Consider the following 11,614-nt stretch of genomic DNA (forward strand, 5'->3'; position numbering starts at 1 on the left):
GTTCGGGCCTATATTTAACAGGTACGTTAATTAACGAGGTGGTGAAATGACGGACACGTTGAGCCGGACGTTCTCGGCCCTCGCCGACCCGACCCGGCGCGCCATCCTCGCGCGCCTGTCGGCCGGCGAAGCGACGGTGAACGAGCTCGCCGAGCCGTTCCCGATGAGCCTGCCCGCGGTGTCGCGGCACCTGAAGGTGCTGGAAGAGGCCGGGCTGATCACCCGCGGCCGCACCCGCCAGTGGCGGCCCTGCCGGCTGGAGGCGAAGCCGCTGGAGGACGTGGCCGGCTGGGTGGCGAACTACCGCCGGTTCTGGGACGACGGGTTCGACCGGCTCGAAGATCACCTGAGGAGGCTGACCGGCGATGCCTGACCTCACCATCACGCGCGTGTTCGACGCCCCGCGCGAGCTCGTCTTCGCCGCGTGGACCGACCCGGACCAGCTGGCGAGCTGGCTGGGGCCGCGCGGCTACACCGGCGCCGCCGTCACCCTCGCCACCCGGCCCGGCGGCGCCTGGCGGGCGTGCATCCGCTCCCCCGAGGGCGACGAGCACTGGATGCACGGCGTCTACCGCGAGATCGCCGCGCCCGAGCGGCTGGTGTTCACCTTCGCCTGGGACACCGAAGGCGACCTGCGCGACGAGACCCTGGTGACGATCGGCTTGGCCGACCTCGACGGCAAGACCGAGATGACCTTCGTCCAGACCGGCTTCCCGACCGTCGCCGACCGCGACGGCCACGACGAGGGCTGGACGTCCAGTTTCGAGGACCTGACCGGCTTCATCCGAGAAAAGGACGCCCGATGACCGCGACCCTGCCCCAGATCGTCTCGCCCGAGCAGTGGCAGGCCGCGCGCGAAGCGCTGCTGGCCAAGGAGAAGGAACTGATGAAGGCGGCCGACCACCTCGCCGCCGAACGCCGCCGGCTGCCGATGGTCCGCTTCGACGCGACGTACCGGTTCGAGACCGCCGACGGGCCGAAGAGCCTGCTCGACCTGTTCGACGGCCGCCGCCAGCTGATCGTCTACCACTTCATGCTGCACCCGGGTGACGAAGCGGGCTGCCCCGGCTGCTCCCTGCTCGTGGACAACATGCCGCACCTGGCGCACTTGCACGCCCGCGACGTCACGCTCACGCTCGTCTCGCCCGCGACGCTCCCCGAAATCGAGCGGTACCGGACCCGCATGGGCTGGGACGTGCCGTGGGCATCCGCGCACGGCAGCGACTTCACCGAGGACTGCGGCGTCGGCCACGGATTCGGCGTCAGCGTGTTCCTGCGCGACGGCGACGACGTCTACCGGACGTACTTCACCTCCGGCCGCGGCGGGGAGACGTTCATGTCGTCCCACCGGTACCTCGACATCACACCGCTGGGGCGCCAGGAGGCCTGGGAAGAGGAGAGCCGCGGCGACGACGCACCCAGCTCGTGGTGGCGCCGCCACGACGAGTACTGAGAATCCGCGTCGGGCCGTGTCCGGTCGCCGGGCGCGGCTCCGACCTCCTCCCGGAAGCCCCGAACCGGAGGAGACGGAAATGCGCGAGATCGTCTACATGGTCCACACGTCGCTCGACGGCTGCGTCGAGGGGCCGGACGGCGAGTTCGACTGGCCGGTCATGGGCCCGGAGCTGTCCGCCTACTCGCAGACGCTGAGCGCGCGCTGCGGGGAGTTCGGCTACGGGCGGCGGGTCTGGGACATGATGGCCGGGTTCTGGCCGCACGCCGAGACGCTCTCGGACGATCCGCACGACGTCGCGTTCGCGCCCGTCTGGCGGGAGACGCCGAAGGTCGTGTTCTCGCGGACGCTGGAGAAGGCGGACTGGAACACCCGGGTCGTCGGCGGCGACCTGACCGGGACCGTAGCGGCCCTGAAGGCCGAGCCCGGTGCCGACCTGCTGCTCATGGGCGGCGCGGAGCTGGCCGCCGAGCTCACCGCGCGCGGGCTGATCGACGAGTACCTGCTCTTCGTGCACCCGGTCGTCCTCGGTGGCGGCAAGCGGCCGTTCGCCGAGGGCACCGCGCGGCTCGGCCTCACGCTGGCGCAGTCGCGCATCTTCGACGACCAGGTCGTGCTGCTGCGCTTCCGCCGCGCGTGAGCGGCGCCGGGCCCGGGCGTGTCCCGGGCCCTTGATCCACCACAGTCAGCGCGCGTTGGCCGCCCGGAGCGCGATCCACTGGCGCATGGCGTACTCGACCAGCGTGATCAGCGTCTGCTTCGTCGACTCCCGGTCCCGGGCGTCGCAGCGGACGATCGGGATGTTCGGGTCGATCGACAGCGCCTCGCGCACGTCGTTGATGTCGTGCTCCAGCACGCCGTCGAACGTGTTGATGCCGACGATGTACGGCAGGCCGCGGTCCTCGAAGAAGTCGATCGGGGCGAACGAGTCGGCCAGCCGGCGGGTGTCGGCCAGCACCACCGCGCCGATGGCGCCGCGGACCAGGTCGTCCCACATGAACCAGAACCGCTGCTGCCCGGGCGTGCCGAACAGGTAGAGGATCAAGTCCGCGTCCAGCGACACGCGGCCGAAGTCCATCGCCACCGTGGTCGTCGACTTGCCCGGCGTGTGGTCGAGGTTGTCGACCCCCACGCTGGCGTCGGTCATCATCGCCTCGGTGGTCAGCGGCACGATCTCCGACACCGATCCGACGAACGTCGTCTTCCCCGCGCCGAATCCGCCGGCCACCACGATCTTGGCGGAGGTCATGGTCGGGGGCGCGGTGTCCCGCGGTGCCTTAAAGCCGACGGAGTCCACTCAAAACCCTTTCCATCAACACCAGATGTGCCTCGGCGCCGTCATTGCCCGTAATCGTCTTGTGCACCGTGACCAGCCCCGCGTCGGCCGCGTCGCTGATCAGCACCCGGGCCACGCCCAGTGGCACCCGCAGCGCCGACACGATCTCGGCGACCGAACGGGGGGTCCGGCACTCTTCCATGATCGAGATGCACTCGATCTGCTCCGCGGCCACTTCGGGGAAGCCACCGGTGGCAGCGTAGTCCTTCGCGGAGATCAGTGTCTCCAGCTCCAGGGCGTAATTGGCCTTGGTGCGGCCGCCGGTCAGCGCGTAGGGCCGGACGATGGCCGTCAGCTCCTCGGGCGCGGACGGCTGTTCGAACACCGCGGGCATCACGAACTCGCCGCTGGGCGGCCCCGGGTCGAACAAACCGCCTGGTCTGGGGCTGTCCCCGTCGGTACTGCCGGGTGGAGAGACTAAAGAGGTCACGCGATCTCCTGGGTCGGCCGACGGCGCGGGCGCCGGCGGTTCCGCGGCCGCGTGCGCACCGGCGGCCGGGGGCGGGGACTCCTTGCTCTTCTTGCGCTTCCGGCGGGCACGGCCGGAATCCAGCGTGAACCCGTTGAGGACGTCGGCGAACGTGCCGTCGTCCCCACGCCCGGCGGGGTTGCGCCCCGCGGGTGGTTCGCCGTCGAATCCGGACCCCGTGCTCATCGCGCCATCATCCCACCGGTTCGCCGATCAGCGACCCTCCGGAGCCCTGAAGTTGAGCGCGCAACTCCGGGGTGAGGATCTGGCCGACCCGGTCGACGAGCATCGTCATCTCGTAGGCGACCTGGCCGATGTCGCAGTTGGGAGCGGCCAGCACGGCCAGGCAGGAGCCGTCGCTGATCGACATCAGCACCATGATCCCGAGCTCCATCTCGACGACGGTCTCGTTGACCGCGCCGGCTTCGAAGCAGCGGGCGGCGCCCTGGGTGAGGCTGACCAGGCCCGAAGCGACGGCGGCGAGCTGGTCGGCCCGGTCGAGCGGGAGCCGGTTCGACGCGGTCAGCAGCAAGCCGTCCGCCGAGACGACCACGGCGTGGGCCACTCCCGGCACCCGCTCCGCGAAGTCGTTCACCAGCCAGCCGAACTGGTTCTGCGTCGGCTGCGCGCTACTCGGCGAGGTCATTCACCCTCCAATGTCTCGTGGTTGGTCTCGGCCGCCTGTGCGGTGCGGTGGCGTCCGCGCTCGATGCCCTGCTGGAAGCTCCGCAGGCGGCCGCGCACGTCGTGTGCGTCCCGTTGTGGTCGGGGGGCCGTGGCCCCGGTGGACGGTCCGGCGCTGCCCGGGAGCAGCTGCTCCCCGCGACGGCGCCGGGGCAATCCTGCCGAAGTGAATGTGGCGGGCGTCGACTGGGACACCGCTTGCACGGCCCGCCAGCCGTCATCGGGCCCGAAGTTCCACTCGGCGGTGGCCTCCACCGCGGATTCTTCCTGCCGCGGAGCGGGCGTCTCCGGCGGCTTCCGGGAGGGCAGGGCGGAGGGCGGGGCGACGGGACGGCCACCCGGGATGGGCAGCTGCCCGGACTCGTGGAAGACCGAGGGTGGTTCGGGGTCGCGGCGGCTCGGCTGCGACAGCCCGTTGGTTTGGGGCGTGGCAGGCTGCGGCAGGTCAGGGGACTGGGGGGTGGGCCGCTGCGGCAGGGCCTGATCCGGCTGCCGGCTCGCAGCCGGGTCCCCGGCCGGCTGCTCGTCCGGCTGCAGACCGGCGGCGAAGATGTCGCCCTGCAGCTTCCGCTGCGGCAGGCCGTTGGTGCGCGCTCCCGGCTGCGGGAAGCCGCCCGGCGGTGAACCGGCGGGCGCAGAGTCCTGCGCCGCGGCCGGTGGGGCGCTCCGCTGCGGCAGGCCATCGGTCTGCTCTCCGCGCTGCGGGAGACCGTTCGGCTGCGGCACCCCCGCAGCCGGCTGGCCGGCCCGCTGCGGCAGGCCGTCGCTCTGCTCTCCACGCTGCGGAAGACCGTTCGGCTGCGGCTGGCCGGCCCGCTGCGGCAGGCCATCGTTCTGCTCTCCGCGCTGCGGGAGACCATTCGGCTGCGGCACCCCCGCAGCCGACTGACCACTCCGCTGCGGCAGGCCGTTGCTGTGCTCCGCGCGCTGCGGGGCTTCCGCGGCCTGCGGTTCGGATGCCTCCGCCGGCTGCTGGACGATGGGCTCCTGCGGCGCCTCGTGCGCCGCCGCGGGCTGCCCGGCCGGCGTACTCGAAGGCGTCTGAGCCGAATCCGGCCCCTGCGGCGCGGCTTGCTGCGCGGGTTCCGGACCGGCCGCCGACTGGGCCGTCCCCAAGCCCTGCACCGGCTGCCCGCTCTGCGCCGGCTTCGAGCGCTGGGCGGCGGCCTGGCGGGCCTGGCGCGTCTGGCGGCGGCCCCTCGTCACGCCCTGCTGGAAGCTGCTCAACCGGCCGCGGACGTCCGCCGGGTCGCGGACCGGGAGGTCCGGGCGGGGCTGGGCCGGCTCGGGGGCCTGCGGGGCCGGCGGGATGACGCTGCCCGGGAGCAGCTGCTCGCCGCGGCGGCGGCGCGGGAGACCCGCCTCCGTGAACGCCGTCGGCTCGGCCTTGGTCCGCTCCTGGACCGTGCGGAAGTTCTCGTCGCTCGCGAAGTCCCAGCTGCGGCGCTCCTCCGGGGGCGTCTCCTCGGACGCGGCCGGTTCCTCCTCCGCGGGCGGCTTGTCCTCGCGGAACCACGCCGACAGCATCTCGTCGAAAATCGGCGTCGTCTCCGAGCGGTCCGGCGCCGGGGCCGGCGGGGGCGGTTCCGAGCCCGCCGTCGCCTCCTGCCACCAGTCGCTGAGCGTCGTCTCGTTGGCCGTGAACAGGTCCTTGCCCGCCGGCAGGTCGTCCGCGCGCGGCGGCTGCTGGGGCAGCGGCAGCACCGCGGGCACCGGCGGCAGGGCCGGGCGCTGCGGCGGGACGTCGTCGTCCTTCGGGATCGGGGCGAACAGCGCCGTGCCGGAGATCTCCAGGTCCGACGGCGGCCGCACGCCGGACAGCCCGGCGAGGTCGCTCGCCGACGGCCAGCGTTCCTCCCCCATCGCCGGCTGCGGCGGCACCACCGGGCGCGGGCGGGTGGTGCCGTTGACCGGGCGGCGCGGCAGCTGGTTGCCCGCCGCCGGGCTCGCCGGGTGCTGCTGGAGCGCGCCGATCGGGCCGGTCGCCGGGCCGTCGGTCACCGGCATCACCAGCTCCGCCGGGACGACGACGGTGGCGCGGACGCCGACGATGTCCTTGCCGCCGTGCAGCGACACCCCGATCCGGTGCCGGCTGGCCAGCCGGCCGACGACGAACAGGCCCATCCGGCGCGAGGTCACCAGGTCGACCGACCCGGCCTCGGTCAGCCGGGTGTTGGCCTCGATGACCTCACACTCGTTCATCCCGATGCCCTTGTCCAGGATGTCGATGTGGAGCGAGCCGTCCTCGCCCAGCCGGGACGCCACGGTCACCGTGGTCTCCGGCGCGGAGAACGCCGCGGCGTTGTCCAGCAGCTCGGCGACCAGGCGCATCAGGTCGCTCGCGGCGTAGCCGACGATCCGGGCCGGGGGCGGCGGCTGCACCTGGACCCGCTGGTACTGCTCGATCTCCGACACCGCCGCGCGGAGCATGTCGGTGGTGCCGACCGGCTTCCCGGATCGGCGGCCCGGCTCGGCGCCGGACAGCACCATCAGGTTCTCGTTGTTGCGCCGCATCCGGGTGGCCAGGTGGTCGAGCTGGAACAGCGTCGCCAGCTGGTCGGCGTCCTCTTCGTCCCGCTCGAGCTGCTCGATCAGCTGCAGCTGCCGCTGCACCAGGCTCTGGCTGCGCCGCGACAGGTTCACGAAGACGCTGCCGTAGCCGGTGCGCATCGCGGCCTGCTCGGTCGCCAGCCGCAGCGCCTGGTGGTGCACCTTGTCGAAGGCCCGCGCCACCTCGCCGATCTCGTCGTCGGTGTGCACCGGGACCGGCCGGACGTCGGTGCCCTGCGCGCGGCCCTCCTGGATGTTGCGGACCGCCTCCGGCAGCGCGGTCTCGGCGACGTCGAGCGCGCTGCGGCGCAGCACCTTCAGCGAGCGCAGCAGCTGGCGGGTGATGAGGAAGACGACCGCGACGGCCAGCACCATCGCGGCGAACAGCAGCACCGCGAGCAGGCCGGCGCCGCTGCTGGACTCGTCGACCAGCTCCGCCGCCGTCGCCGACGCCGACGTGCCCAGCCGGTCGGCGACCTGGCCGATCTGCGTGCGCATCGCCGCCGAGGCGGCGGTCCACTCCTGGGCCGGGAGCGCGCGGAAGGCGTCGTCCACGCCGCCGGGCGAGGCGTTCAGCACCGTCTCGACCATGCGGGCCCGGCTCTGCGCCTGCGTGCCCTCCGCGATCGCCGCGAAGTCGCGCTGCAGCGTGTCGCCCGCCGCGGAGCGGAAGTCGACCAGCCGGTCGGCGAGCCGCAGCTCGGCGGCGCGCAGGGTGGCCAGCTCGCTCGGCGACAGCGAGGCGCGGCCGATGCCGTAGGAGACGAGGGCCTGGCTGAGCGACACCTGTTCGCCGGCGACCAGCAGTTCGTGCAGGCCGGCGGGGGTGCCGCCGAGGGTGCCGTCGCCGGCGCCCGCGGTGACCGCGGTGTCCAGGCTGATGAGCGAGCCGGTGAGGGCGGCGTACGCCGAGATGGCCTGGGCCGGGTCGAGCTGGCCGCCGTCGACCTGGCGGCGGAGGAAGGCGAGGTTGCCGACCTGCGCCGTGGCCGCGCCCGCGGCGCCGGCCACGCCGGGCTCGGCTTCGGCGGCGCGGGCCTGCTCCGCGGTGAACGGGCCGATCGCGGCGTCCGTCGCCTTGCGCGCCGACGCCAGCTCGGGGGTGCCGCCGACGGTGCCCGCGGTCAGCATGGCCGAGGTGACCGTGCGCTCCTGCTGCAGCGCGCCGGTGAGCGTGCGCACGCCACCGCCGAGCGCGACGAGCCGGTCGAGCCGCTGGTACTCGCCCGAGCGGCCGACCTGTGCGGCGATCGTCGTGCTGCCCAGCACCAGTGCGAGGACGATGGGCACGACCGTGACGGCCGAAAGCTTGACGGGCAGGCTCCAGTCGCGCCACTGCACGAGCGCGCGCCACACGGCCTTCCCCTTCGACCGCCGGGGTGCTCGGCCGAGCAGTTCCCCGACGGGCACCTGGCCTTCTCCTGCAACGGTCACGTGAGTGACTCCCTGTCCGGCGTCATGGATCCGCGTCGGCGGCGCGGCGTCCCGGCTCGCGGCGGGCCGCCGGACGGCCGTGCCGCCCCTGCCCTGCCGCTTCCCCGGCGCCCTCGCTCGTCCCCGGCAGCCCCGCCGTCCGCGCGCCCGTCGCCGGGCAGGCACCGTCCCGCCGTCCCGTGCCCGGGACTCTGCACGTGCACGTCGCAACTTGCGTTGTGCACGGTGATCGAGATCAACTTTATCGGTGCCAATCGATCGCTGCGGTCAGCTGGGCCAAAGAATCGTACCCCCGATGCCCCGCCGGTCAATTTTCTTCTCCACTCGGGCGCTGACCTGCGAAAAGTGCTTTCCCGGCCGGACTCGGGCCACGCCATTCCACCTCACCGCCCCCGAAGAGGGAATTCCGGTTACCGGACGCGGAGGCCAGGAGCATCCGGTCGTCACCCGATTAGCCCATCCAGGGTAGCAGTGTCCCTCGGACGATCTACACTCTGTACCACCAACGGGTGGGTCAAGTCTCAAGGTGTGCCCGATGTTGTGGCGTTCCGCGTCGACGTGCCACGACCTGGTGATTTCTGACAGAACACCGCGCTGACCAGTGGATCTTCACCACCGCGCCCGCGTCCGGGAACACCTTCAGGCGTGACCCGGCCGCGGAATTCGCTACATTCCGTAACCAACTTGCCGAAGCGTTTGCGCCGGTTAACCCATTCGTCGCAGCGATTGGCCGGTGCAACAACGTGGCGTCACAATTCTTTTCCGGATTGCCGAGGTTGCCCCGGCACCCTTGTCCCCGATCGCGCATTCGACGTGTTCGACAGGAAAACGAATACCCTTCCGGGCCGACCGACCGGCCGGTCCGGGCGCCTTCGGCTGGGCCGGACGGCGTAGTTACGATGTGCCCTCGCAGTCCGCAAGGGCGGTCCGGGGCCCGCACGCAGGCACTCCGGGTCCGCCGCCACGGAGGCACTCTGCCGGAGGCACCATGTACGACGTAGCGCGGCCCGCGCCGGGCAACGCCCTCGAGGAGACGAGCCGGATCCCGGTCCTGCCCGCCGGGGGCGACCCGGCCGCCGGCCGGTCCCCCGGCCCGGCCACACCCCCGGACCCCGACTACCGCGCGATCCAGGCCAGCCCCGAGTTCGTCTCGCTGCGCCGCCGGTTCCGCGGCTTCGTCTTCCCGCTGACCTTCGCCTTCTTCGCCTGGTACATGACCTACGTGCTGCTGGCCGCCTACGCGCACGACTTCATGAGCCGCAAGGTGTTCGGCCAGGTCAACGTGGCCATCCTGTTCGGCCTCGGCCAGTTCGCCAGCACCGCGCTGATCACCTGGCTCTACCTGCGCTACGCGCGCCGCCGGCTCGACCCGCGGGTCGAGCAGCTGCGGGCGCGCGCGGGCCTGGTGGAAGAGAAGCGCCGATGAGCGCCCTCGCCGCGGGCGGGCCGCCCGCCAGCGACCCCGTCGTCAACACCGTCGTGTTCGCCCTGTTCGTGGCGATCACGCTGTACGTCGTCTACCGCGCCGGCAGCCGGAACTCCTCGACGTCGGACTACTACGCCGCGGGCAGCGCCTTCACCGGCCGCCAGAACGGCATCGCCCTCTCCGGCGACTTCCTGTCGGCGGCGTCGTTCCTCGGCATCGCGGGCGCGATCGCCGTCCACGGCTACGACGGCTTCCTCTACTCCATCGGCTTCCTGGTCGCCTGGCTGGTCGACCTGCTGCTGATCGCCGAGCTGCTGCGCAACACCGGCCGGTTCACGATGGGCGACGTCATCAGCTTCCGGATGAAGCAGCGCCCGGTCCGGGCCGCGGCGGCGACGTCGACCCTGGTGATCTCGCTCTTCTACATGCTGGCGCAGATGGCGGGCGCCGGCGGCCTGGTCGCCCTGCTGCTCGACATCCACACCCGGCTCGGGCAGGCGCTGGTGATCGGCGTGGTCGGCCTGATCATGGTGGTGTACGTGCTGGTCGGCGGGATGAAGGGCACCACGTGGGTGCAGATCATCAAGGCCGGCGTGCTGATGCTGGCCGTGGTGCTGATGGCGGTGTTCCTGTTCGGCAAGTACGGCTTCAGCTTCTCGAACCTGCTCTCGGCGGCGACCGAGAAGAGCCCGCTGGGCGAGCACCTGCTGGAGCCGGGCGGCTCCTACGGCATGGACAACACGACCAAGCTCGACTTCGTGTCGCTCGCGCTGGCCCTGGTGCTCGGCCTGTCGTCGCTGCCCCACCTGCTGATGCGCTTCTACACGGTGCCGAATTCCCTGGAGGCGCGCCGCTCGGTCGTCTGGGCCACCGTGTGCATGCTCATCTTCTACGTGTGCACGCTGGTCATCGGCTTCGGTGCGGCCGCGCTGGTCGGCGCGGACGAGATCAAGACCGCCCCGGGCGGGGAGAACTCCGCGGCGCCGCTGCTGGCCCTGCACATCGGCGGGACGCTGCTGCTGGGCGTGATCGCCGCGGTGGCGTTCGCGACGATCCTCGCGGTGGTGGCCGGCTTGACGATCACCGCGTCGGCCTCGTTCGCCCACGACGTCTACGCGAACATCTTCAAGCGCGGCAAGGCCGAACCGGCGGACGAGGTCCGGGTGGCGCGGCTGACCGCGATCGTGGTGGGTGTGCTGGCGATCGTCGGCGGCGTGCTGGCGAACGGGCAGAACGTCGCGTTCCTGGTCGCGCTGGCGTTCGCGGTGGCGGCGTCGGCCAACCTCTCGACGCTGCTGTACTCGTTGTTCTGGAAGCGGTTCAACACCACCGGCACGCTCTGGGGCATGTACGGCGGCCTGATCGCGTGCCTGCTGCTGGTGCTCTTCTCGCCGGTCGTCTCGGGGGCCCCGGACTCGATCTTGAAGAGCGTCGACTTCGCCTGGTTCCCGCTGAAGAACCCGGGCCTGGTGTCGATCCCGTTCTCGTTCCTCTGCGGATTCGTCGGGACGCTGGTGGGCCGGCCGAAGGCGGACGCGGAGAAGCAGGCGGAGATGGAAGTCCGGTCGATGACCGGCATCGGCAGCTGATCCGCACCGCCGGCCTGCGTCAGGCGCGCAGGCCGTCCAGGATCACGTTCAACACGCGCTTGCCGTCTTCCGGGCTGCAGTTGCGCACGGCCATGCCGGCGCCGTGGCCGAGCCGGAGGACGTCCGCGCCGACGACGTCCGGGCGGACCAGCCCGGCTTCCTGCGCCGCTTCGACGAGCACGCCCGTCGCTTCGCGAAGCCGTTTCTGGCAGTACTGGAAGGTCTCCGAGCCGGAGTCGATGGACTCCTTGAGGATCGTCGCCAGCTTGTGCCGCTCGACGACCCAGGTGACCTGGGCGAGCAGCCACGCTTCCAGGGCCTCCCACGGCGGCAGCTCGTCGTGCAGGACGAACGCGCGGTCGGCGAGCACCGTGATCTCGTCGCGGTAGACCGCTTCGAACAGCTTCTCCCGCGTCGGGAAGTGCCGGTACAGGGTGCCCGCGCCGACGCCGGCCTTCTTGGCGACGTCGTCCAGCGGCACGTCGGCGCCGTGCGCCGTGAAGAGATCCTTCGCCGTCGCGACGATGCGCTCGTAGTTGCGCCGCGCGTCCGCCCGCATCGGACGCTCACCCGCCTCGGGCATCCCGGCCTCCTCGCCACTTAACCGGAGAGATTCTCCGAATTCACTTGCGCATCCGGAGACGCTCTCCATATTATCGGATCCGCACCAAGC

General features: G+C 71.9%; 11 protein-coding genes. 6 read left to right on the plus strand and 5 right to left on the minus strand.

Annotated features, from left to right (window positions below; translation table 11 throughout):
- The first annotated feature begins 46 nt into the window (after nt 1-46).
- The 4 genes from AB0M93_RS22875 (at nt 47) to AB0M93_RS22890 (ending at nt 2,093) form a co-directional block, all read left to right on the plus strand.
- Nucleotides 47-373, plus strand: a complete 327-nt coding sequence (locus AB0M93_RS22875) for a metalloregulator ArsR/SmtB family transcription factor (protein WP_364276200.1) — start codon at nt 47-49, stop codon at nt 371-373.
- On the plus strand, nt 366-806 hold the full coding sequence (locus AB0M93_RS22880) for an SRPBCC domain-containing protein (protein ID WP_364276201.1): 441 nt from the start codon (nt 366-368) through the stop codon (nt 804-806). Before AB0M93_RS22875 ends, AB0M93_RS22880 begins: the two co-directional genes overlap by 8 nt.
- Nucleotides 803-1,453 carry a DUF899 domain-containing protein gene (locus AB0M93_RS22885; RefSeq protein WP_364276202.1) on the plus strand — a complete coding sequence of 217 codons (651 nt, stop codon included), beginning with the start codon at nt 803-805 and terminating at the stop codon, nt 1,451-1,453. Before AB0M93_RS22880 ends, AB0M93_RS22885 begins: the two co-directional genes overlap by 4 nt.
- 79 nt (nt 1,454-1,532) lie before the next feature.
- Entirely contained in the window at nt 1,533-2,093 is a 561-nt protein-coding gene (locus AB0M93_RS22890) for a dihydrofolate reductase family protein (RefSeq protein WP_364276203.1), read from the plus strand.
- Nucleotides 2,094-2,138: 45 nt separating this feature from the next.
- Here the strand turns inward: AB0M93_RS22890 and AB0M93_RS22895 are convergent, their stop codons facing one another.
- From AB0M93_RS22895 to AB0M93_RS22910, 4 genes are read right to left on the minus strand one after another with little or no spacing between them, the layout of a single operon-like run.
- Entirely contained in the window at nt 2,139-2,702 is a 564-nt protein-coding gene (locus AB0M93_RS22895) for an ATP/GTP-binding protein (RefSeq protein WP_004561255.1), read from the minus strand.
- Nucleotides 2,703-2,730: 28 nt separating this feature from the next.
- A complete protein-coding gene (locus AB0M93_RS22900) occupies nt 2,731-3,444 on the minus strand; it encodes a DUF742 domain-containing protein (RefSeq protein ID WP_364276204.1) in 714 nt (237 codons plus the stop codon).
- A 7-nt stretch (nt 3,445-3,451) separates the two neighbouring features.
- On the minus strand, nt 3,452-3,904 hold the full coding sequence (locus AB0M93_RS22905) for a roadblock/LC7 domain-containing protein (protein ID WP_004561253.1): 453 nt from the start codon (nt 3,902-3,904) through the stop codon (nt 3,452-3,454).
- Nucleotides 3,901-7,902 carry a nitrate- and nitrite sensing domain-containing protein gene (locus AB0M93_RS22910; protein ID WP_364276473.1) on the minus strand — a complete coding sequence of 1,334 codons (4,002 nt, stop codon included), beginning with the start codon at nt 7,900-7,902 and terminating at the stop codon, nt 3,901-3,903. The genes AB0M93_RS22905 and AB0M93_RS22910 overlap by 4 nt, the downstream gene beginning before the upstream one ends.
- A 1,012-nt stretch (nt 7,903-8,914) precedes the next feature.
- On the opposite strand from AB0M93_RS22910, the gene AB0M93_RS22915 reads away from it, so the two are divergent.
- Together AB0M93_RS22915 and AB0M93_RS22920 are read left to right on the plus strand one after the other, a co-directional pair.
- Nucleotides 8,915-9,352 (plus strand): DUF485 domain-containing protein, encoded by a 438-nt coding sequence (locus AB0M93_RS22915; protein ID WP_364276205.1) that lies wholly within the window; start codon nt 8,915-8,917, stop codon nt 9,350-9,352.
- Nucleotides 9,349-10,941, plus strand: a complete 1,593-nt coding sequence (locus tag AB0M93_RS22920; RefSeq protein WP_364276206.1) for a cation acetate symporter — start codon at nt 9,349-9,351, stop codon at nt 10,939-10,941. Before AB0M93_RS22915 ends, AB0M93_RS22920 begins: the two co-directional genes overlap by 4 nt.
- 19 nt (nt 10,942-10,960) lie before the next feature.
- On the opposite strand, the gene AB0M93_RS22925 is transcribed toward AB0M93_RS22920, so the two are convergent.
- Nucleotides 10,961-11,524: a TetR/AcrR family transcriptional regulator gene (locus AB0M93_RS22925; protein WP_364276207.1), complete on the minus strand. Its 564-nt coding sequence runs from the start codon at nt 11,522-11,524 to the stop codon at nt 10,961-10,963.
- Nucleotides 11,525-11,614 lie beyond the last annotated feature (90 nt).

Origin of the sequence: Amycolatopsis sp. NPDC051102 (assembly GCF_040682815.1) — a bacterium.
Classification (GTDB): Bacteria; Actinomycetota; Actinomycetes; order Mycobacteriales; family Pseudonocardiaceae; genus Amycolatopsis.

Bases quoted from the DNA above. Each gene is read 5' to 3' on its own strand.
- AB0M93_RS22900 (WP_364276204.1), bottom strand. From the start codon at position 3,444: ATGAGCACGGGGTCCGGATTCGACGGCGAACCACCCGCGGGGCGCAAC.
- AB0M93_RS22925 (WP_364276207.1), bottom strand. From the start codon at position 11,524: ATGCCCGAGGCGGGTGAGCGTCCGATGCGGGCGGACGCGCGGCGCAAC.
- AB0M93_RS22920 (WP_364276206.1), top strand. From the start codon at position 9,349: ATGAGCGCCCTCGCCGCGGGCGGGCCGCCCGCCAGCGACCCCGTCGTC.
- AB0M93_RS22880 (WP_364276201.1), top strand. From the start codon at position 366: ATGCCTGACCTCACCATCACGCGCGTGTTCGACGCCCCGCGCGAGCTC.
- AB0M93_RS22915 (WP_364276205.1), top strand. From the start codon at position 8,915: ATGTACGACGTAGCGCGGCCCGCGCCGGGCAACGCCCTCGAGGAGACG.
- AB0M93_RS22895 (WP_004561255.1), bottom strand. From the start codon at position 2,702: ATGACCTCCGCCAAGATCGTGGTGGCCGGCGGATTCGGCGCGGGGAAG.
- AB0M93_RS22875 (WP_364276200.1), top strand. From the start codon at position 47: ATGACGGACACGTTGAGCCGGACGTTCTCGGCCCTCGCCGACCCGACC.
- AB0M93_RS22905 (WP_004561253.1), bottom strand. From the start codon at position 3,904: ATGACCTCGCCGAGTAGCGCGCAGCCGACGCAGAACCAGTTCGGCTGG.
- AB0M93_RS22885 (WP_364276202.1), top strand. From the start codon at position 803: ATGACCGCGACCCTGCCCCAGATCGTCTCGCCCGAGCAGTGGCAGGCC.
- AB0M93_RS22890 (WP_364276203.1), top strand. From the start codon at position 1,533: ATGCGCGAGATCGTCTACATGGTCCACACGTCGCTCGACGGCTGCGTC.